Genomic DNA, 20,798 nt, shown 5'->3' with positions numbered 1-20,798 from the left:
GCCGCGCAGCCGGCCTCGTCTCCTGCCGCCCCCACCACCCGATAACCATGACCGCATTTTTCCATCGCCAGGACGGCGCGCTTGCCGTCGAGCAGGTGCCGCTGGCGCGCATCGCCGCTGAATTCGGCACGCCCACCTATGTGTACTCGCGCGCGGCGCTGACCGCTGCCTACCAGGCCTACGCCGCCGCCTGCCAGGGCCGCAAGGCGCAGGTCCAGTACGCCATGAAGGCAAACTCCAACCTGGCGGTGCTGCAGGTGTTTGCCAAGCTCGGCGCCGGCTTCGACATCGTCTCGGGCGGCGAACTCAAGCGCGTGCTGGCCGCCGGCGGCGACCCGCGCAAGGTAGTGTTCTCGGGCGTGGGCAAGAGCGCGGCGGAAATGGAACTGGCGCTGGCACATGACGTGCGTTGCTTCAATGTCGAGTCGATCCCCGAGCTGGACCGCCTCAACGAAGTGGCCGGCCGCGTGGGCAAGCGTGCGCGCGTGTCGCTGCGCATCAACCCGGACGTGGATGCCAAGACGCACCCGTATATCTCCACCGGCCTGAAGGGCAACAAGTTCGGCATCGCCTTCGAGGACGTGCTGCCGACCTACCGCGCCGCGGCCGCGCTGCCGCATCTGGAAGTGACTGGCATCGACTGCCATATCGGATCGCAGATCACCGAGGTCGAGCCCTATCTGGAAGCACTGGACAAGGTGCTGGACGTAGTCGAGGCGCTCGAGCGCGACGGCATCCGCCTGGAGCATATCGACGTGGGCGGCGGCCTGGGCATCACCTACACCGACGAAACCCCGCCGGACATCACCGGCTTTGCCACCACGCTGCTGGAACGCGTGGCCGCGCGCGGCCACAGCCACCGCGAGGTGCTGTTCGAGCCGGGCCGCTCGCTGGTGGGCAACGCCGGCGTGCTGCTGACGCAGGTGGAGTTCCTCAAGCCCGGCGCGGCCAAGAACTTCTGCATCGTCGATGCCGCCATGAACGACCTGGCACGCCCGGCCATGTACGAGGCCTACCACCGCATCGAGCCGGTGGTGCTGCGCGACGCGCAAGCGGCGACCTACGACATCGTCGGCCCGGTGTGCGAATCCGGTGACTGGCTCGGCCGCGACCGCGCGCTCGCGGTGCAGCCGGGCGACCTGCTGGCAGTGATGTCGGCCGGCGCCTACGGCTTCACCATGAGCTCCAACTACAACACCCGTCCGCGCGCCGCCGAAGTGATGGTCGATGGCGCCAGCGTGCACCTGGTGCGCGAGCGCGAACTGGTCGAGGACCTGTTCCGCGACGAGCGCCTGCTGCAGGACTAATACCCCAAGCCCGGCCCGCCTACGCGGCGGGCTGGCGCGCCCCCGCGGGCTTGCGCAGCCGCCACCACAGCCGCATCCCCAGCAACACGAACACCACCGCCGCGTAGATCGACACTTCGCCAAAGTCGTTCTTGCCCGCCTTGTGCCACCAGTAGTGCAGGATGGCCAGCACCGCGATCGCATAGACCAGCTTGTGCAGCGCCTGCCAGCGCTTGCCGCCCAGCCAGCGCACCATGCCATTGGTGGAAGTCAGCGCCAGCGGGATCATCAGCATGAAGGCGGTGAAACCCACCGTGATGAAGGGCCGCTTGTACACGTCCTTGATCATGTAGGCGAGGTCAAAGCCGCGGTCCACCCCGATCCACAGCAGGAAGTGCTGCAGGCCGTAGAAGAACGCGAACAGGCCCAGCATGCGCCGCAGCTTGATCAGCCAGTTCCAGCCAGTGAGGCGGCGCATCGGGGTGATGGTCAGCGTCAGGCACAGCATCACCAGCGTCCAGGTGCCGGTGGAGCGCGTCACGAATTCAAGCGGATTGGCGCCGAACTGCTCCGTGGCACCGAGGTACAGCAGCCGTACGAACGGCAGCAGCGCCAGCAGCCAGACCGCAAGCTTGAGCGCGCGCACGCGCTGCGGCGACAGCGTGGCCAGGCCGGCCGGCTTGCGCGCCGCCACGGCGGCGGCGCTGGTGGAAGAGGTAGCCATGCGCTCGCCTTGCATCAGAAGAACTTCTTCAGGTCCATGCCCTGGTACAGCGACGCCACCTGCTGGCCGTAGCCATTGAACGGCAGGGTCTTGCGCTTGGGTGCGAACAACGCGCCAAAGCCGCTGCCGCGCTCCTCGCCGATGCGGCGCTCGGTGGCCTGGCTCCAGCGCGGATGGTCCACGTCCGGATTCACGTTCGAATAGAAGCCGTATTCCTGCGGCGCGGCCAGGTTCCAGCTGGTGGGCGGCTGCTTGTCGACAAAGCGGATCTTCACGATCGACTTGGCGCTCTTGAAGCCGTACTTCCACGGCACCACCATGCGCACCGGCGCGCCGTTCTGGTTGGGCAGGACCTCGCCGTACAGGCCGAAGGTCAGCAGCGCCAGCGGGTGCATGGCCTCGTCCATGCGCAGGCCCTCGCTGTACGGCCAGTCGAGCACGCCGCTGCTGACGCCGGGCATCTGCTTCTTGTCGGCCAGCGTGATGAACTGGATATACCTGGCACCAGGCTGCGGCTCGACGCGCCGGATCAGCTCGGCCAGCGGGTAGCCGACCCACGGGATCACCATCGACCAACCCTCCACGCAGCGCAGGCGGTAGACGCGCTCTTCCATTGCCGCCAGCTTCATCAGCTCGTCCAGGTCATAGACCTTGGGCTTCTTCACCAGCCCCTCCACCGACACCTGCCATGGGCGCGGGCGCAGCGTGCCGGCGTTGCGCGCCGGGTCGGACTTGTCGGTGCCGAATTCGTAGAAGTTGTTGTAGGTGGTGACGTCCTCGAAGGGCGTGCGCTTGTCGGTGATGACATAGGCGTTGTTGGGCGTGGCGGCCAGCTTCTGGCCGTGCTGCCCCTGCGCCAGGGCCTGGCGCGCAAACCACGGCGCCAGCGTGCTGCCGGCTGCGCCGGCCGCGGCCAGCGCCAGCATGCGGCGGCGCGCTTCGAAGACGTGACGGGGCGTGACCTCGCCGGCGGCGATATCGCCGCCGCGCAGCCATTTGGGGGAAGGAATCAGCATGGTTTTCCTCGTTGCCTGGCCGTGCCGGCGCCGGTCGCGCCCACACGCTTGCAGGATTGGACTCTGGCCTTGGTCGGAGAGTGCTGGCCAGTCCTGACAGTTTTTTGTGCCTGCGTCGGAATGCCGCGGGTCATGAGGCGCCAGGCGCACGCAATGTGCCGCCTGCACCTCGCGCGCGGCTATCCGCCCTGGTATTGCTGGTACACCATCTGAGCCACCGTGAGCAGCCGCGCCCGCTCCAGCGGGCCCGCCAGCGCAAAGCCCAGGTCGCGGTCGATCCAGTAGAAGGCCATCATCGGGTCGCGGCCGGCGGCTGGCCGCCTGGAGCCTGCGCCTGGCATGCGCTCGACGCGGAAGCCCGTATCGGGCGTGCCCTGTGCCATGCGCCGCAACTGCAGCGACAGGCGCGTACCGTCGTCCGCTTCATACATCAGGATGGCCGACGGGCCGCCTTCGGCCACGCCCAGGCGGCCGCCAATCAGGTGGAAGCCCTGCGCGCGCAGGTCCGGCACCTGCAGCGCCGTGCCCAGGCGCTTGGACAGCCATGCGATCAGATGGGCCTCTTCCGTCGCCGCGACTTCAACCGGGTGGCGCATTTCCGGAGCGTAGACCGCGTGCGTCGCCAGCGCCTCGCGCGCAAAGCGCTCGCCGGGCGCCAGCACCAGCGTGCTGCCGCCAAGGCGGTCATGCGCCCGCCAGCCGAGAGCGCCGCCCACCGCCAGCAGCGCCACCGACGCGCAGGTGGCCGCCAGCGCCATCGCCCAGCGCGGCCTGGTTCGCGCGGCATTGCGCTTGCGATCTCCGTGCAGCCCCGGCGGCAAGGCCGCGAGCGGTACGGGTTCGTTCAGTACGGGATCCAGCGCCCCGTGCAGGGCATCGGCCTGCCTGCGCCAGACTGCGACCTGTGCCGCCGCCTCCGGGTGCTGCGCCAGGTACGCCTCCACGGCGGCGCGCCGCGCGCCGGAAAGCTGGCCATCGGCGTAGGCATGTAGATCGGCTTCGTGGATGGCGGACATCATTTCACCCGCTGCAGGGGCTTGCCGGAAGCTGCCGGCACGGCAGCGGGCGCCTTGCCGTCGAGCAGCCGCCGCATCTGCTCGCGCGACCGCGCCAGGCGCGACATCACCGTGCCCTGCGGAATATCGAGCACGCGCGCGGCCTCGGCGTACGTCAGTTGTTCCAGGCTGACCAGCAGCAGCACCGCGCGCTGCGCCTCCGGCAGTTGCGCCAGCGCCTGCACCAGGTCACGGCGCAGGCCGGGGTCGTCAGCGGGGGCGCTGACCTCGGGCAGCGTCTCGGTGGTGACCACCAGTTCCTTCCTGCGCACGGTATTCAGGCGCAGGCGGTGCATCAGGGTCAGCAGCCACGGCAGCAGGCCATCGGCGCCGTCGCCCCACCAGGCGCCGGGGCGCAGGCGGAAGCGCCAGCGGTAGCGCAGCGCGCGCTCGAGCGTGTCCTGCACCAGGTCGTCGGCCAGCGCCGCGTCGCCGGTGAGGCCGCGCGCATGGCGCCGCAGCCGCGGCGCCAGCGCGACGAGCTGGCCGTCAAACCCTTCCATGCTGTGGCTGCGGTGGCTGCCGAAGCGTCAGGGCTTGGCCACGTGCCAGACGTTGTTGAGGTTGTCGCCGGTGCGGTCGCCCGGCTTGGCGTCCTTGGCAAAGCGGTACAGCGGCATGCCGCGGTACGCCCACTGCTTGCCGCCGTCATCGCGCGTGATGATGGTGTACTGGCCCGACGCATTGCTGCCAGGCGCGGCCATCAGCGGCGGCCAGTTGGTGGCGCACGGGCCATTGCAGGCGCTCTTGCCGCTGCCGGCGGTGTCGCGGTCGAAGGTGTACAGCGTCAGGCCCTGCGGATCGGTCAGCACGCCACTGGTCACCTTCACCGTGGGCGGCAAGTTGCCGGCGCCGCCGCCACCGCCCAGGCCCATGCCGGAACAACCGGCGAGCAGGACAGCCGCACAGCCGAGCGCGAGCGCGGCGGGACGAACGAGGGATGCTGCAGTGGTAAGACGCACACGTGCCATGATCTTGTTCTCCATGCAAACCGGTGCCGCCAGCCGGCACCGCTCCTCAAGTAAACACCGGATGTGACGCCTTTATTCCATGGGCATCCAGAAAAATTGAAAAAAGACGAAAAAAAACCTGCCCGGAGGCAGGTTCTTGCATTGCAGCATGGCGCCGCGTCACAGTTCGCCGTAGCTGTGCAGGCCCGACAGGAACATGTTGACGCCCAGGAACGCAAAGGTCGTCACCAGCAGGCCGACCAGCGCCCACCAGGCCGCCACCGTGCCGCGCAGGCCCTTCATCAGCCGCATGTGCAGCCACGCCGCGTAGTTCAGCCAGACGATCAGCGCCCAGGTTTCCTTCGGGTCCCAGCTCCAGTAGCCGCCCCAGGCCTCGGCCGCCCACAGCGCGCCCAGGATGGTGGCGATGGTGAAGAAGGCAAAGCCGACTGCAATGGCCTTGTACATCACATCATCGAGCAGTTCCAGCGATGGCAGGCGTTCGGCCAGGATGCCGCGCTGCTTGAGCAGGTAGGCCACCGAGACCATCGCCGCCAGCGCAAAGGTGCCGTAGCCGATAAAGTTGGCCGGCACGTGGATCTTCATCCACCAGCTTTGCAGCGCCGGCACCAGCGGCTGGATCTCCTGCGCATTGCGGCTGACCGTGTACCACAGCAGGAAGCCCACCGCGGCCGACACCACCAGCATCACGAACGGACCCAGCGCGCGCGTGGCGTAGCGGCCTTCGTAGTAGAGGTAGAACAGCGAAGTGATCAGCGTGAACAGCACGAACACTTCATAGAGGTTGGAAATGGGGATGTGGCCGATGTCCGTGCCGATCAGGTAGGACTCGTACCAGCGCACCAGCAGGCCGGTGAAGCCCAGCACCACCGCGCCCCAGCACAGCTTGCTGCCGATGCTGTAGCCCGTGTTCGAGCGCGCCGCCAGCCCGAGCCAGTAGAACAGCGTGGACAGGAACACCAGCGCGCTCATCCACAGGATGGCCGACTGGCTCGACAGGAAGTACTTCAGGAAGAAGGCCTGGTCCGCGCGCGCCAGCTGCCCCTGGTAGAGCTGGATCGCGAACAGCGACAGCGCGGTGAGCGCCAGCATCAGCGGGCGCACCGCCTTCCAGTGCCAGCCGAGCAGCGCGAAGGTAGGCACGGCGCCGATCAGCACGGCCTTGTCGTAGCCATCCATCCACTGCCCGTATTGCGACAGCGCCACGCCGGCGCCAACCGCCAGCGCCAGCGCAAAGAGCCAGTCCACCCAGGTCAGGCGGCGCAGGAAGGAAGGTTCGAGATAGGCCTCGTCAGCGCCGGTGTCGGCGCGCGTGGTGCCGCGCATGGCGGGACCGGCCTGGTTCACATTTGAGGACATAGCGTACCTGCTCAATTCAGTGGGGGGTGCCGGCGGGCTCGGGCGCCTCGCTGCGGCCCCCTGCGGCGCGGCCGATATCGTCACGCAGCGCCGTGAATTCCTTTTCGAAATCCATCGTGCGGCGCTGGGTCGACATCGCCATCAGCACATGGCTGCCAGGCTCGGTGTCGCCCTCGGCGGGCTTGTCTTTCACCCAGATCCAGACCCGGCGCTCGCGGATATAGAACATCGCGAACACGCCCAGCACCAGCAGCAGACAGCCAAGATACACGATGTTCTTGCCCGGCGCACGGGTCAGCTGGAACACGCTGGCCTTGATCTCCTTGAAGTCGTCGAGCTGCAGGAACACCGGCGCGCCGTAGAAGAAACTGTCCGACAGCGCGTTGATGGCCTGCTGCAGGAAGGTGCCGCTCTGGGCGCTGTTGGCCACCACCGGCAGCTTGTCCTGGGCGCGCGCCAGCTGCCACAGCTCCCACATCGAACCGTTCAGGATCTTCAGGAGCACGTCGGCGGCCTTCTGCTGCTCGGCCGGGGGCACGGATTTCTCGAGAAAGGCGGCGATCGCGGTGAAACCGCCCGGGGGCGAATCCGGCGTGGGCCGCGTGGCGCCGGCGAACAGGTCGAGCGCACGCAGCGAGCTTTCGGCCAGCTGGCGGCGCAGGTCGGCCTTGTCATCGCCCGGCATCGACGCCAGCGCAAAGCGACGCGCGGCTTCGCCGCGCAGCGCGCGGTCCTGCAGCGCGGCGCGCAGGCGCATCCAGTCGGCCACGCTGCCCTGGTCGTCGGCGGGGATGCGCAGATAGCGGAATGGTTCGCTGGGCGATTCACGCATGCCGGCCAGGAACACCGACTGGCCGTCCATCTGCACCGGCACCATGTAGTTGTTGAACTCGCGCGCCTGGCCGGTGCGGTCGCGCAGCTTGTACTGCACCGACGGGCCGACATTGCGCAGCGTCTTGGCGCGGTCGGTGCTGGCGGCGGCGCCCAGGTGCTTTTCCAGGGTCTCGTTGAACGATTTGCGCGCCACGCCACGCGCGTCGGGCTTGCCCGAGGCATCGGTGACGTTCTCGATATTCATCAGCCGGAAGTCGCTGAACTCGACCGTCAGGCCATCGCTGTCGGCGTTGGTGCCGGTGCCCGCCAGCGGCTTGTTGCCGCCCACCGCGCCATCGATGGTGAAGGTGGCGTGGCCGCTGCCCTGCATCGGGTAGCCGACGAACTTCAGGCGCGAGCCGCCGTCCTCGAAGCTGGACTGGTAGATGGCGATGCCGTCGACGATCAGCGGCTCGTTCACCTTGATGGTGGCCTCGGTCTGCTTGCCGGTGGCGCGGTCGGTCACGATCACGTCCGAGGCAAACAGCTTGGGCATGCCGGTCTCGTAGAAATCGACCTTGAACTTCTTGAGCGTGATCGCGAAAGGCAGGTCCTGCACCAGCGCGCCGTCCGAGATGTTCAGGATAGCGGTGGAGACGGTCGAGCCCTCGGGCACGTAGGCGTTGCCGCGAAAGCCCGGGTTGCTCGCCGACAGCCGGTGCTGCGGCGGGATCTCGCTGATGACCGCGTTGCCGCTGATCGGGGTCTTGCCGCCCAGCCACATCTGCGCGCGGATCAGCAGGTCGCCGTCCAGCAGGCCGCCAATACAGATCACCACGATGGCGGTGTGCGCCAGGATATAGCCGGCCTTGTTGGCCGCGCCGGCCTTGGCCGCCAGCAGGGTGGCGCCGTCATGCTCGACCGCCTTGAGGCGGTAGCCGCGGTTGCGCAGCAGGGCCGACAGGCGGCTCACCGCCTCGGTGCGCGGGCGCGCGCCGTCGAATTCGCCGCGGTGATGGAAGGCGCGCAGGCTGCGCTCGCGCACATGGTCCTTCCACGAGCGCATGTCCGCCACCATCCTGGGCGCATTGCGGATCAGGCAAAGGCTGGTCGACACCACCAGGAAGGCCAGGATCAGCAGGAACCACCAGGAACCGTAGACCTTCTGCAGCGACAGCGTGTGGAACACATCGGCCCAGAACGGCCCGAACTGGTTGACGTAGTTGGGATACGGCTCGTTCTGCTTGAGCACGGTGCCGATCACGCTGGCGATGGAGATCACCGTCAGCAGCGCGATCGCGAAGCGCATCGAGGACAACAATTCGACCGCGTCGCGCAGCACGCGGTGAGAGGTCTTCAGGTGCAGCCCTGAAGTGGAAGCGGTCGACATGTGCAGGGAAACCTAAAACAACGTGCGGCTGGAAATGAAAAAAGGGCGGACATGCTTTGGCAAGCAGGCCACCCTTTTCGATTGTGACAGGCGCGTTCGGTTGCATGCCGCGGCCCCCCGCCGGAACGGGGGACCGCCAAACCAACGCGCCGGCGCCTGGCGGGCGCCAGCGGAGTCGCGGAATCGTTATCGAACGCCGGCGACGTAATCCGCCACCGCCTTGATCTCGGCATCCGACATCTTGGCGGCGATGGTCGTCATGACCGGGTTGTTCTTGCGGGTGCCCTGGCGGAATGCCACCAGTTGTGCCTCGGTATAGTCCGCCCACTGGCCGCCGATGCGCGGGTACTGGGCGGGGATGCCGGCCGCAGTAGGACCGTGGCAGGCGGCGCAGGCGGGCACGCCCTTGGCTGCGATGCCGCCGCGGTAGATCTTCTGGCCGGCTTCGATGGTGTCCTTGTTCTTGGCGGTGGCCGGCTTGAGCGACTGCTTGGCCAGGTAGGCGCCGACGTTGCGCATTTCCTCGTCGGTCAGCACCGACGCCATCGGCACCATGATCGCGTTGTTGCGTGCCTTGGACTTGAAGTCGGCCAGCTGCTTGTGGACGTACTCGGGATGCTGGGCGGCCAGCTTCGGGTTGGCGGCGGCGGCACTGTTGCCGGCGGCGCCGTGGCAGCTCAGGCAGGCGGGCACATTGCGGTCGGGGGCACCTTGCGTGTACAGCGTTTCACCCTTGGCCGGGTCAGCCTTTGCGGCGGCCTGCTCTGCGGCACATGCCATTCCGGAAAGGGCGGCGGCAGGAACGGCCAAAGCCAGGACACCCAGAATCTTCGCAATGCGGTTCATTCGCACACCTTCTCTGAATTGTTTTGGATACCGTGATGCGTGCCGCCCCGGCGCTTTGCCGGCGGTGAGGACGCGCCGGTGCAAAGGCTGGTATCGTGGCGACCCGCGCGCGGCTGGCGGCAGACCCCGCCAGCCCGCTCCCGCAGCCGCCGCACCCTCCGGTGCAACGCGCAATGCGGGGCAAAGGCCCTGCCCACGATGGAACGACACACTAGGCTTCCCGCCCGGACGACGGCAGCCGAGGCACGCGGCCATGGATGCCACGCGTCACCCGTTCAGGAGACCGTAAACCGGCGTATTGTACAATAAGTTATGTGCCGGATTGATGCCTTGCGCCTTGTCATGCCCCTTTCGGGCTGCGCCAGATCAACCCCGGCGGGCGGCCCAGGCCGCCAGCCATCCCACCCTGGCGAGACCCCGGCCCCGGCATGCGCAATGCGCACAGCCTCCGCGGCCCGCCCCACCGCTCTAGCGCATGTCCCTTCTTCACCAGGCCCGCTTCTTCATCACCGTGAACCACCTGCGCGACCTGCCCGCCACGGCCGTGCCGGAGGTGGCGTTCGCCGGCCGCTCCAACGCCGGCAAGTCCACGGCCATCAACATCCTGTGCAACCAGAAGCGGCTGGCGTTCTCGTCGCGCACCCCCGGGCGCACGCAGCACATCAACTATTTCTCGGTGGCGCCGGTCAAGGCGCCCGACCCGCTCGCCTTCCTGGTCGACCTGCCCGGCTACGGCTATGCCGAGGTCTCGGGCTCGGCCAAGTACCACTGGCAGGGGCTGCTGAGCGACTATGTGCAGACGCGCCAGCAACTGTCCGGCCTGATCCTGATGATGGACGCGCGCCGTCCGTTCACGGATCTCGATTGCCAGATGGTGGAGTGGTTCCTGCCGACGGGGCGCCCCATCCACGTGCTGCTGACCAAGGCCGACAAGCTGACCAACAGCGACAACGCCAAGGCGCTGCGCGAGACCCGCAAGATGCTGCAGGGCTACGCCGAGCAGATGGAAACACCGGTGCCGATGACGGCACAGCTCTTCTCCAGCCTGAAGCGCCGCGGCATCGAAGAGGCGCAGGGCGTGATCGCCGGCTGGCTCAACCTGCCGGAAGCGCAGAAGGCCGAAGCCCGGTCCGCAGCGGAGAAGAGCGAGCCGCCTGCTGCCGATCCCGCAGAGTAATCACCAGGTCAGCACGCAAAAAAAAGCCCCGCTGCAAGCAACGGGGACAAACTTTCCCGCCGCTGGGGCGGGTACCCGCTCAGGGAGGAGTAGCGGGGGACACCGCGCCACGCAGGGCGCAACGCAAAGTGTCCGCGAGTATGATAGCGGGCACGCTCAAAAGTTTAGTTTTTCTTCGGCCAGCGGCTTTGGACCGCGCTTTGCCGCGCGCGCCGTGCTTGCCGGCCCGCTTTCCTGTCCAGCCCTACAGTCAAGAAGCCCGCCATGTCCACCTTCCCCGAATACCGCCCGCGCCGCATGCGCCGCGATGATTTCTCCCGCCGCATGATGCGCGAGCATCGCCTGTCGCCGGACAACCTGATCTACCCCGTCTTCATCCTTGACGGCCAGAACCAGCGCCAGGCGGTGGCGTCGATGCCGGGCGTCGAGCGCGTGTCGGTCGACCTGCTGATGCCGGTGGCCGAAGACTGCGTCAAGCTGGGCATCCCGGTGATCGCGCTGTTCCCGGTGATCGACCCGTCGCTGAAGACGCCGGACGGCATCGAGGCCACCAACCCCGAGGGCCTGGTGCCACGTGCCGTGCGCGCGCTCAAGGACCGCTTCCCCGAGCTCGGCGTGCTCTGCGACGTGGCGCTCGACCCGTACACCAGCCACGGCCAGGACGGCGTGCTGGACGACAACGGCTACGTCATCAACGATGTGACCGTCGAGATCCTGGTGCGCCAGGCATTGGCACAGGCCGAAGCCGGTGTCGACATCGTGGCCCCGTCCGACATGATGGATGGCCGCATCGGCGCGGTGCGCACCGCGCTGGAAGACAACGGCCATATCCATACGCGCATCATGGCGTACTCGGCCAAGTATGCGTCGGCGTTCTACGGCCCCTTCCGCGACGCGGTGGGCTCGGCCGCCAACCTGGGCAAGGGCAACAAGATGACCTACCAGATGGATCCGGCCAATACCGACGAGGCCCTGCGCGAGGTGGCACAGGACATCCTGGAAGGCGCCGACATGGTGATGGTCAAGCCCGGCATGCCGTACCTGGACATCGTGCGCCGCGTGAAGGACGAGTTCCGCTTCCCCACCTACGTCTACCAGGTCAGCGGCGAATACGCGATGCTCAAGGCCGCCGCGCAGAACGGCTGGCTGGACCACGACAAGGTGATGATGGAATCGCTGCTGGCCTTCCGCCGCGCCGGCGCCGACGGCATCCTGACCTATTTCGCGCGCGACGCCGCGCGGCTGCTGACGGCCTGAGCGGCTAACCGACAGAGCGCCTATGGAACTGCTAGGCTTCTCGGCCAGCCAGGTACACCCGCTCGCCTCGCTCACCGAGGCGGGCAACTTCCTCGGCAGCAATGCCGCGTCGCTGTTCGTCTGGGCGGATTTCTCCACCGAAGAAGTCACCGCCGCGCCGGATGCCTGGCGCGAGAGCATGCGCCAGCTTGCCGGCGCGCCGATCCTGGACCTGCACCTGGCCGACGCCACCAATGCCGCGCATCCGTCGTATTTCGACACGACCAATGCGTACGACATGGTGATCTTCCGCAAGCTCACCTTCGAGACCAGCCGCGCCATCGCCGAGGCCGAGCCGCAGGACCCTGTGGCCGGCACGGCGAAGCCGTCCGCTGCCGAGTCCGCCGCCCGCCAGAAGCGCTATCCGCCCGGCTTCCTCCCGGCACTGGCCAAGATCGACACCCAGCCGGTCACGTTTTTCGTGTTCGACACGATGCTGGTCACGGTGCGCTCGGGGCAATCGCGCACCGTTGACCAGGTGCGCCAGCGTCTGATCGAGCTATGCCAGGCACCACGCCCGCAGGCCACGCCCGTGCGTGGCAATGGCCAGCCGCTGCTGCACGGCGTGCGCCCGCCCAGCCGGCCCGAGGACCTGATGCTGCGCCTGCTCAATGCGATGGTCGACCGTTACCTGGAACTGCGCGCGCCGCTGACGCGCCAGCTCGACCGCTGGCAGCGCGCGCTGCTCAATTCGCGCCGCAGCTTCTCAAGCTGGGAGGGACTGCTGGATGCCCGCATCCAGCTGCGCAAGCTGGAGCACCTGAGCGAAGAGCAACGCGACGCGCTGCAGGAATTCCGCGACAGCCTGCTCGACAACCGCTTCAGCAGCGACCAGCCCGGCGGCCCGGCCAATGCGCCGGGGCGTGACGAGGTGCTGCTGGTGCGCATCAACGACGTGATGGAGCATATCCAGCGCGTGCTGGCGCACGCGCGCCGGCTGGAGGATTCGATCGAGTCGGCGGTGCAGATCCACTTCTCCGCGGTGGCGCACCGGACCAACCGCACCATGCGCGCGCTGACGCTGATCACGGCGCTGTTCATGCCGCTGACGCTGATCACCGGTGTCTTCGGCATGAACTTCGACCGCATGCCCTGGCTGCGCGAGCCGCACGGGTTCTGGTGGTCGATCGGCCTGATGGGCGCCGTGGCGCTGGGGCTGGCCGCGCTGTGGGCGCTGGGGCGGCGGCTGGAACGGTAGCCACCGCGCAGCACTAGGTACGCGTCAGGTGCTGGTACGCGTGCCGAAGGCCCGCTCCAGGCTTTCCAGGAAGCGGTTGGCCGACTGGTAGCCGATCACGCGCACCGGGCGCTCGCGCCCGTCAGGCCCGAACAGGATGATGCCGGGCGGCCCGAACAGGCCGAAGCGCTTGAGCAGCGCCTTGTCGTCGGCATTGTTGGCGGTCACGTCCGCCTGCAGCAGCACGATCTCGGACAGCCGCGCGCGCACGCGCGGATCGACGAAGGTCATGCGCTCCATTTCCTTGCAGCTGACGCACCAGTCGGCGTAGAAATCCAGCAGCACCGGCTTGCCTGCGGCGGCGGCCTGCGCCACGCGGGCATCGAGCTCGGCCACGCTGCGCACGCGCTCGAAGCGCACCGTCTGTGCGCCGGCAGCGGCTTCCGCGCCACCGCGTGCCACGCTCAGGTGCGACAGCGGCTGCAGCGGATCGCGCCCGCCCGAGGCCACGCCAATCAGCACGATCGCCGCTGCGATCGCAAACAGCACGCCCACGCCCTTGCCCACCCGCGCCAGGTTGCGCGGATCCGGGCCCAGGCCGTCAAAGGCGCCCAGGAACACCGCCGCCACCAGCAGCAGCGCCGCCAGCGCCAGCATCGAGGCCCAGGCCGGCAGCACCGGCCCCAGCATCCACAGCGCCACACCCAGCAGCAGGAAGCCGAAGAAGCGCTTGGTGACCTCCATCCAGCGCCCGGCCCGCGGCAGCAGGTTGCCCGCGCCCACGCCCACCAGCACCAGCGGCACGCCCATGCCGAGCGCCATGGCGAACAGCGCCGCACCGCCGATCACGGCGTCGCGGGATTGCGCGATATAGGCCAGCGCCCCGGCCAGCGGCGCGGTGACGCAGGGCCCGACGATCAGCGCCGAGATCGCGCCCATTGCCGCCGCACCCGCCACCTGGCCGCCCTGGCGGCGGTTCGACGATTCGGTCAGGCGGGTCTGCCAGCGCTGCGGCAGTTGCAGCTCGTACAGCCCGAACATCGACAGCGCCAGGGCCACCATCAGCGCTGCGAACAGGCCCAGCACCCACGGTGTCTGCAGCGCGGCCGACAGGCCCTCGCCCAGCAGCCCGGCAGCCACGCCGACCGCGGTGTACACCACCGCCATGCCCAGCACGTAGGCCAGCGACACCACCAGCGCACGGCCGCGCGTGACGTGCTCGCCCACCACGATCGAGGACAGGATCGGCACCATCGGCAGCACGCATGGAGTGAACGTCAGCAGCAGGCCCAGGCCGAAGAACAGCGCGGCGATCAGGGCCAGGTTGCGGCTCGCCAGCGCGCCGGCGATGCGGTCGCTGTCGTCGGCGCGCAGCACCGCGGGGGCGGCTGGCGCAGGGGCAGGCACGGCCGCCGGCGCATCCGAGCGCCCGCGCTTGCCGAACAGGTCGGCCAGCCCGCTGCCGCCGACCTTGTACACGCTCTCCATCGGCGGATAGCACAGGCCCTTGTCGGCGCAGCCCTGCGAGGTGACCGTCAGCGACCACTTGCCGTCGGCCGGCGCCGCCTCCACCGGCACGCGGATGACCACGCTGTCGCGGTAGGTCTCCATCTCCTTGCCGAAGGTCTCGTCGAACTTGACCTTGCCCGGCGGATACGCCGGCATTCCCAGCTTCACGTCGGCGGGTTGCGCGGCAAAGGCGAAGCGCTCGCGGTACATGTAGTAGCCGGGGGCAACCTCGAAGCGCACCTCGACAGTCTTGTCGTCAAGCTGGCTCGCGGCGAAGCGGAAGGCCTGCTCCGGCGGCAGGAAGTCGTCTTCGGTGGCGGCATGCGCGCCGCCCGCCAGGCACACCCAGGCCAATGCCGCCAGCAGCGCTGCGGCAATATGCCGCGCCCAGACCTGCCCGCGCGCGCGCTCCGGAAGTGCCAAACCGATTGTCATCTCGCTGTTTCCTGTCTGTCTTGAACTGGGGGGGCGGCGTACCTGCTGCTGCGCTGCGGGCGCGGTTGCCCCTACTTTGCCGGCCCTGAGGCGGTCTCGGTCTCGCTGCTGACCCAGGCCAGGTACGGCGCGTAACCGGCCGTCACCGGCCACGCTATGAGTTCCGGCACGTCGTAGGGGTGATGTTGCCGGATCACGGCCTCCAGCGCAGCGTAACGTGCACGCGTGGTCTTGATCAGCAGCGGCCACTCCTGCGCGCGCTCCAGCTTGCCCTGCCACCAGTACTCGGACTCGACCGGCGCCAGGCGGTTCACGCAGGCGGCGGCGCGCGCCTCCAGCACTACCTGCGACAGGTGCGCCGCGGTCTCGGCATCTGGAGTATTGGTGATCACGACGATCACCTCGGCCGGATCGCCCGGGGCGCCGGCATCCGGCTGGCTGGCATGGCTTTGCATCGACATCTCCTTGCGGCAGGCACGGCGGCGGCCCAAAAACAAAAGAGCCAGGCAGATGCCTGGCTCGATTGTAAGCGGTGTGCCCGTACCCGTCGCCGCAGCGGCGGGCGGGAAACTACCTTATTCCGCGGCTTCTTCAGCCGGGGCTTCGGTGATTTCCGGACGATCCACCAGTTCGACCAGCGCCATCGGCGCATTGTCGCCCTGACGGAAACCGAACTTCAGGATGCGGGTGTAGCCGCCCGGACGGGTGGCGTAGCGCGGGCCCAGTTCGGTGAACAGCTTGGTGACCATGTCGCGGTCGCGCAGACGGGCGAAAGCCAGGCGGCGGTTGGCAACGGTGTCCTTCTTGGCCAGCGTGATCAGCGGCTCGACAACCTTGCGCAGTTCCTTGGCCTTGGGCACGGTGGTCTTGATCAGCTCGTGCTGGAACAGCGAGTTGGACATGTTGCGCAGCATCGCGAGACGGTGCGACGAGGTGCGGTTCAGTTTCCGCAGACCATGACGGTGACGCATGATGATTCCTTTCAGTTAAGTGTTTGACCAGCTCTTCTATCGTCCGATGCGGCTGGACGCGGGCCGGTAGTCATACGAGCCCTGGCACGAAGCCAGGGCGGTTACCGCGGTGCGGGACCAATGCCCCGCGCCACAATTACTTCTCCAGACCTGCGGGCGGCCAGTTCTCGAGCTTCATGCCGAGGGTCAGGCCACGCGATGCGAGGACTTCCTTGATCTCGTTGAGCGACTTGCGACCCAGGTTCGGGGTCTTGAGCAGTTCGTTCTCGGTACGCTGGATCAGGTCGCCGATGTAGTAGATGTTCTCGGCCTTCAGGCAGTTGGCCGAACGCACCGTCAGCTCCAGGTCGTCGACCGGGCGCAGCAGGATCGGATCGATCTGCGGCGTGCGGCTCGATGCAGCCTCGGCTGCCGACTCGGTGCCTTCCAGCGCGGCGAACACGGACAGCTGGTCGACCAGGATGCGGGCCGACTGGCGGATCGCTTCCTCGGGCGAGATCACGCCGTCGGTTTCGATGTTCATCACCAGCTTGTCCAGGTCGGTACGCTGTTCCACGCGAGCGGATTCAACCGCGTACGAGACGCGGCGCACCGGCGAGAACGAAGCGTCCAGCACGATGCGGCCGATGACCTTGCCCGACTCGTCGCCGAACTTGCGCACGTTGCCCGGCACATAGCCGCGGCCTTGCTCGACCTTGATCTGCATGTCCAGCTTGCCGCCGGCGGACAGATGGGCGATCACGTGGTTCGGGTTGATGATCTCGACGTCGTGCGGCAGCTCGATATCGGCAGCCGTGACCACGCCTTCGCCATCCTTGCGCAGCGACACCGTGACTTCGTCGCGGTTGTGCAGCTTGAACACCACGCCCTTCAGATTGAGCAGCAGGTTGACGACGTCTTCCTGCACGCCGTCGATGGTGGAATACTCGTGGACCACCCCAGCGATCGTGACTTCGGTCGGTGCATAACCGACCATCGACGACAGCAGCACGCGACGCAGGGCGTTACCGAGCGTATGGCCGTAGCCGCGCTCGAACGGCTCCATCACGACTTTGGCGTGATGGTCGCCCAGAGGCTCGACGGCGATGATTTTTGGCTTGAGGAGTGCTGTTTGCATTAGGTTGTCCTTTTCAATACCCTCGGCTCGTTACACCGATAAGGCTGACGTTTGGAACCTGAAAATCCCATCGCGAGATGGGCGAAGCCCGACCGCGCGTACAGCGCGTCGGGCTGGAAGGGAAGCTTTGCGGCGAACGCAAGCTCTGGGCCGTTCCGCTCGCGTGATTAACGCGAGTACAGTTCGACGATCAGGCTTTCGTTGATGTCGCCCGAGATATCGGCGCGATCCGGCACTTGCTTGAAGGTACCTTCGAACTTCTTCGAATCCACCGCCACCCAGGTCGGGAAGCCCGACTGCTCGGCCAGCGACAGCGCTTCAGCGATACGGACTTGCTTCTTCGACTGTTCGCGGATGGTGACGACGTCGCCAGACTTGATCTGGGCCGACGGCACGTTCAGGGTCTGACCGTTCACCAGGATCGCCTTGTGCGACACCAGCTGGCGCGCTTCAGCGCGGGTCGAACCAAAGCCCATGCGGTACACAACGTTGTCCAGGCGCGATTCCAGCAGTTGCAGCAGGTTTTCGCCGGTGTTGCCCTTGCGGCGGTCGGCTTCGGCGAAGTAGCGGCGGAACTGGCGCTCGAGCACACCATAGATGCGCTTGACCTTCTGCTTTTCACGCAGCTGGTTGCCGTAGTCGGAGGTGCGTGCACCCGAGGTGCGGCCGTGCTGGCCCGGCTTGCTGTCCAGCTTGCACTTGTCGGCGAGCGAGCGACGGGCGCTCTTCAGGAACAGGTCGGTGCCTTCACGGCGGGAAAGTTTGGCCTTCGGGCCGGTATAACGTGCCACGTTGTCTTCCTTTGATCGATCGCGACGCCTTCAAGACGCGCCGCGAGTCCGTCAACGCAGTACTTCCGCAGTGCAATTCTGCACCCGGGGAGACCGTGACGGACGGTGGGCTTATTAAGCGCGCCCCGTTGCCGGGTACGACGCTACAAGCATTTACAGTGCGCCGGCATGGGAATGTGCCGCAAGAGACATTCCCTCGACGCAAAACGAAAACCTGCCGCATTAAAATGCAGCAGGTCAACGCGCGATACTACCATATCCGAAACCGGCAGGTAAACCCACCGGGCCCGGACACACCAACGCTCAGATGCGGCGGCGCTTCGGCGGACGGCAGCCGTTGTGCGGAATCGGCGTGACGTCTTCGATGATCGCGATCTTGATGCCCAGCGCGTTCAGCGCGCGGACAGCCGATTCACGACCCGGGCCGGGGCCCTTGATGCGCACTTCCAGGTTCTTGATGCCCTGGTCTTGCGCCACGCGACCGGCGTTCTCGGCAGCAACCTGGGCAGCGAACGGGGTCGACTTGCGCGAACCCTTGAAGCCCTGGCCACCGGCGGTCGCCCACGACAGGGCGTTGCCCTGGCGGTCGGTGATCGTGATGATGGTGTTGTTGAACGAGGCGTGGACGTGCGCAATGCCGTCGGCAACGTTCTTCTTGACCTTTTTACGCGCGCGAGCGGCGTTATTCGGACCTTTTGCCATTAGTTTCTTCCTCTGCCTTCGGCTTTACTTCTTCAGAGCCACGCCGGCCTTGCGCGGACCCTTGCGGGTGCGGGCATTGGTCCGGGTACGCTGACCGCGCATGGGCAGGCCCTTGCGGTGACGCATGCCACGATAGCAACCAAGGTCCATCAGACGCTTGATGTTCATCGTGGTTTCACGACGCAGGTCACCCTCGACCGTGACCTTGCCCACTTCGTCACGAAGCTTTTCCAGGTCGGCGTCGGTCAGATCCTTGACCTTCTTGTCAAACGGTACACCGGTGGCCTCGCAAATCTTGCGAGCGCGCGAGCGGCCGACACCATAAATGGCCGTCAGGCCGATTTCGGTGTGCTTGTGGTTCGGGATGTTAACCCCTGCGATACGTGCCATTCGTCAATCCTCTTTCCGATTAGCCTTGGCGTTGCTTGTGGCGGGGATCCGACGAGCAGATCACGCGCACGACACCGTTGCGCTTGATGATTTTGCAGTTGCGGCAAATGCGCTTAACAGAAGCCAGCACTTTCATAATTTTCCTCTTCCTTCAATTCCTGTTCGCTCACTTCGTCCGGAAGACGATTCGTGCGCGCGACAGATCATATGGGGTCAGCTCGACCGTCACCTTGTCACCCGGAAGAATCCGGATGTAGTTCATTCGCATCTTGCCGGAGATATGGCCCAGTACTACATGGCCATTTTCCAACTTGACCCGGAACGTCGCATTGGGAAGGTTTTCCAGGACCTCCCCCTGCATCTGGATGACGTCGTCTTTTGCCATACCTAGCCTGTACCGATCCGAAGTCAGCGCAAGGTCAGATTGCCCTTGAAATTCGCCTTCTTCAGCAGCGACTCATATTGCTGCGACATCACGTAAGACTGAACCTGAGCCATGAAGTCCATCGTGACGACCACGATGATCAGCAGCGAGGTTCCGCCAAAGTAGAACGGAACGTTCCACCGCAGCACCAGGAATTCCGGCAACAGGCAGACCAGTGTGATATAGACCGCACCAGCCAGCGTCAGGCGCACCAGAATCTTGTCGATATAGCGCGTCGTCTGCTCGCCCGGACGAATGCCCGGAATGAAGGCACCGCTTTTCTTCAGGTTGTCTGCCACTTCACGGCTGTTGTACACCAGGGCCGTGTAGAAGAAGCAGAAAAATACAATCGCAGCAGCGTACAGCAGGATGTAGACCGGCTGGCCCGGCGACAGCGTGGCAGCCAGGTCCTTGATGAACCCGCCAACCGAGCCCGTCGCATCGGACGTGAACCAGCCCGCGATCGTCGCCGGGAACAGGATGATCGACGATGCGAAGATCGGCGGAATCACCCCTGCCATGTTCAGCTTCAGCGGCAGGTGCGACGACTGGCCGCCGTACACCTTGTTGCCGACCTGACGCTTGGCATAGTTCACCAGGATCTTGCGCTGGCCTCGCTCGACGAACACCACGGCGAAGGTCACACCGATCACGATCGCCACGATGAAAATCGCTGCGATGATGCTCATGGAACCCGTGCGGACCAGTTCGAACAGTCCGCCGATCGCGTTGGGCAGGCCCGCCGCGATACCGCCGAAGATGATGATCGAGATGCCGTTGCCCAGACCACGCTCGGTGATCTGCTCACCCAGCCACATCAGGAACATCGTGCCGGTCACCAGCGTAATCACTGCCGTGGCCCGGAACATCAGGCCCGGATCCAGCACCAGCCCAGGCTGCGACTCCAGCGCCACCGCAATCGACAGCGCCTGGAACGTGGCCAGGACCACGGTGCCGTAGCGCGTGTACTGCGTGATCTTGCGTTGCCCTGCCTGCCCTTCCTTCTTCAGCGCCTCCAGCTGCGGCAGCACGATCGTCAGCAACTGCATGATGATCGACGCCGAGATGTACGGCATGATGCCGAGCGCGAAGACGGTAAAGCGCGACAGCGCCCCGCCCGAGAACAGGTTGAACATCCCGAGGATGCCACCCGACTGACTCTGGAAAAGCTTCGCAAGCTGCTCCGGATCGATACCGGGCACCGGAATATGAGCGCCGATGCGGTACACGATCAGGGCCAGCACCAGGAACATCAGCCGGCGCTTGAGGTCGCCGTACTTCGCCGTGTTCCTGGCTTGCGCGCTTGCATTGGGTTTCGCCGTGGCCAAACGATGCTCCGACTATAACTG

The 20,798-nt window shown here is 66.4% G+C and carries 22 protein-coding genes; 4 read left to right on the top strand and 18 right to left on the bottom strand.

The window, feature by feature from the left end:
• Positions 1-47: 47 nt before the first annotated feature.
• Positions 48-1,307, top strand: coding sequence for a diaminopimelate decarboxylase (gene lysA / locus AC3WRR_RS29455; RefSeq protein WP_492298801.1), 1,260 nt, complete (start codon positions 48-50; stop codon positions 1,305-1,307).
• Positions 1,308-1,326: 19 nt separating this feature from the next.
• On the opposite strand, the gene msrQ is transcribed toward lysA, so the two are convergent.
• The 8 genes from msrQ to AC3WRR_RS29415 form a co-directional block, all read right to left on the bottom strand.
• Complete coding sequence (gene msrQ, locus AC3WRR_RS29450; protein WP_010812360.1) at positions 1,327-2,025, bottom strand: protein-methionine-sulfoxide reductase heme-binding subunit MsrQ; 699 nt, start codon at positions 2,023-2,025, stop codon at positions 1,327-1,329.
• Entirely contained in the window at positions 2,025-3,026 is a 1,002-nt protein-coding gene (gene msrP, locus AC3WRR_RS29445) for a protein-methionine-sulfoxide reductase catalytic subunit MsrP (RefSeq protein WP_010812361.1), read from the bottom strand. Before msrP ends, msrQ begins: the two co-directional genes overlap by 1 nt.
• Before the next feature lie 179 nt (positions 3,027-3,205).
• Entirely contained in the window at positions 3,206-4,045 is an 840-nt protein-coding gene (locus AC3WRR_RS29440) for an anti-sigma factor family protein (protein ID WP_011616153.1), read from the bottom strand.
• A complete protein-coding gene (locus AC3WRR_RS29435) occupies positions 4,042-4,584 on the bottom strand; it encodes an RNA polymerase sigma factor (protein WP_010812363.1) in 543 nt (180 codons plus the stop codon). Before AC3WRR_RS29435 ends, AC3WRR_RS29440 begins: the two co-directional genes overlap by 4 nt.
• Before the next feature lie 27 nt (positions 4,585-4,611).
• Positions 4,612-5,052 (bottom strand): COG4315 family predicted lipoprotein, encoded by a 441-nt coding sequence (locus AC3WRR_RS29430; protein WP_011616154.1) that lies wholly within the window; start codon positions 5,050-5,052, stop codon positions 4,612-4,614.
• A 159-nt stretch (positions 5,053-5,211) separates the two neighbouring features.
• Positions 5,212-6,378 carry a c-type cytochrome biogenesis protein CcsB gene (ccsB, locus tag AC3WRR_RS29425; RefSeq protein WP_136227831.1) on the bottom strand — a complete coding sequence of 389 codons (1,167 nt, stop codon included), beginning with the start codon at positions 6,376-6,378 and terminating at the stop codon, positions 5,212-5,214.
• 49 nt (positions 6,379-6,427) lie between these two features.
• Positions 6,428-8,614, bottom strand: coding sequence for a cytochrome c biogenesis protein ResB (locus tag AC3WRR_RS29420; protein ID WP_439668332.1), 2,187 nt, complete (start codon positions 8,612-8,614; stop codon positions 6,428-6,430).
• A 186-nt stretch (positions 8,615-8,800) separates the two neighbouring features.
• Entirely contained in the window at positions 8,801-9,460 is a 660-nt protein-coding gene (locus tag AC3WRR_RS29415) for a c-type cytochrome (protein WP_439668333.1), read from the bottom strand.
• Between the two features lie 475 nt (positions 9,461-9,935).
• On the opposite strand from AC3WRR_RS29415, the gene yihA reads away from it, so the two are divergent.
• From yihA to AC3WRR_RS29400, 3 genes are all read left to right on the top strand, one after another.
• Positions 9,936-10,637 carry a ribosome biogenesis GTP-binding protein YihA/YsxC gene (yihA, locus tag AC3WRR_RS29410; RefSeq protein ID WP_010812368.1) on the top strand — a complete coding sequence of 234 codons (702 nt, stop codon included), beginning with the start codon at positions 9,936-9,938 and terminating at the stop codon, positions 10,635-10,637.
• A gap of 264 nt (positions 10,638-10,901) precedes the next feature.
• The gene (hemB, locus tag AC3WRR_RS29405) at positions 10,902-11,894 is read left to right on the top strand and encodes a porphobilinogen synthase (protein WP_010812369.1); all 993 of its coding nucleotides are present in this window, start codon (positions 10,902-10,904) and stop codon (positions 11,892-11,894) included.
• A gap of 22 nt (positions 11,895-11,916) precedes the next feature.
• Entirely contained in the window at positions 11,917-13,131 is a 1,215-nt protein-coding gene (locus AC3WRR_RS29400) for a magnesium transporter CorA family protein (RefSeq protein ID WP_492298797.1), read from the top strand.
• A 24-nt stretch (positions 13,132-13,155) separates the two neighbouring features.
• On the opposite strand, the gene dsbD is transcribed toward AC3WRR_RS29400, so the two are convergent.
• The 10 genes from dsbD to secY all read right to left on the bottom strand — a co-directional run bounded on the left by dsbD (position 13,156) and on the right by secY (position 20,777).
• Positions 13,156-15,054, bottom strand: a complete 1,899-nt coding sequence (gene dsbD / locus AC3WRR_RS29395) for a protein-disulfide reductase DsbD (protein ID WP_492298795.1) — start codon at positions 15,052-15,054, stop codon at positions 13,156-13,158.
• Between the two features lie 71 nt (positions 15,055-15,125).
• Positions 15,126-15,509 (bottom strand): divalent-cation tolerance protein CutA, encoded by a 384-nt coding sequence (gene cutA, locus AC3WRR_RS29390; protein WP_010812372.1) that lies wholly within the window; start codon positions 15,507-15,509, stop codon positions 15,126-15,128.
• 120 nt (positions 15,510-15,629) lie between these two features.
• Complete coding sequence (gene rplQ, locus AC3WRR_RS29385) at positions 15,630-16,025, bottom strand: 50S ribosomal protein L17 (RefSeq protein ID WP_010812373.1); 396 nt, start codon at positions 16,023-16,025, stop codon at positions 15,630-15,632.
• 136 nt (positions 16,026-16,161) lie between these two features.
• Positions 16,162-17,142 (bottom strand): DNA-directed RNA polymerase subunit alpha, encoded by a 981-nt coding sequence (locus AC3WRR_RS29380; protein WP_010812374.1) that lies wholly within the window; start codon positions 17,140-17,142, stop codon positions 16,162-16,164.
• Positions 17,143-17,309: 167 nt separating this feature from the next.
• Positions 17,310-17,933 carry a 30S ribosomal protein S4 gene (rpsD, locus tag AC3WRR_RS29375; RefSeq protein ID WP_010812375.1) on the bottom strand — a complete coding sequence of 208 codons (624 nt, stop codon included), beginning with the start codon at positions 17,931-17,933 and terminating at the stop codon, positions 17,310-17,312.
• A gap of 303 nt (positions 17,934-18,236) precedes the next feature.
• On the bottom strand, positions 18,237-18,635 hold the full coding sequence (rpsK, locus tag AC3WRR_RS29370; protein WP_010812376.1) for a 30S ribosomal protein S11: 399 nt from the start codon (positions 18,633-18,635) through the stop codon (positions 18,237-18,239).
• Between the two features lie 24 nt (positions 18,636-18,659).
• Positions 18,660-19,025 carry a 30S ribosomal protein S13 gene (gene rpsM, locus AC3WRR_RS29365; protein ID WP_010812377.1) on the bottom strand — a complete coding sequence of 122 codons (366 nt, stop codon included), beginning with the start codon at positions 19,023-19,025 and terminating at the stop codon, positions 18,660-18,662.
• Positions 19,026-19,044: 19 nt separating this feature from the next.
• Positions 19,045-19,161, bottom strand: a complete 117-nt coding sequence (gene rpmJ / locus AC3WRR_RS29360) for a 50S ribosomal protein L36 (protein ID WP_008642959.1) — start codon at positions 19,159-19,161, stop codon at positions 19,045-19,047.
• Between the two features lie 30 nt (positions 19,162-19,191).
• Positions 19,192-19,410, bottom strand: a complete 219-nt coding sequence (gene infA / locus AC3WRR_RS29355) for a translation initiation factor IF-1 (RefSeq protein ID WP_010812378.1) — start codon at positions 19,408-19,410, stop codon at positions 19,192-19,194.
• 23 nt (positions 19,411-19,433) lie between these two features.
• The gene (gene secY, locus AC3WRR_RS29350; RefSeq protein ID WP_010812379.1) at positions 19,434-20,777 is read right to left on the bottom strand and encodes a preprotein translocase subunit SecY; all 1,344 of its coding nucleotides are present in this window, start codon (positions 20,775-20,777) and stop codon (positions 19,434-19,436) included.
• Between the last annotated feature and the right edge of the window lie 21 nt (positions 20,778-20,798).

Source organism: Cupriavidus sp. FW305-3-2-15-C-LB2, from assembly GCF_058787575.1.
The sequence above is the reverse complement of the archived record's forward strand: the minus strand, read 5'-3'. Positions and strand labels throughout refer to the sequence as shown.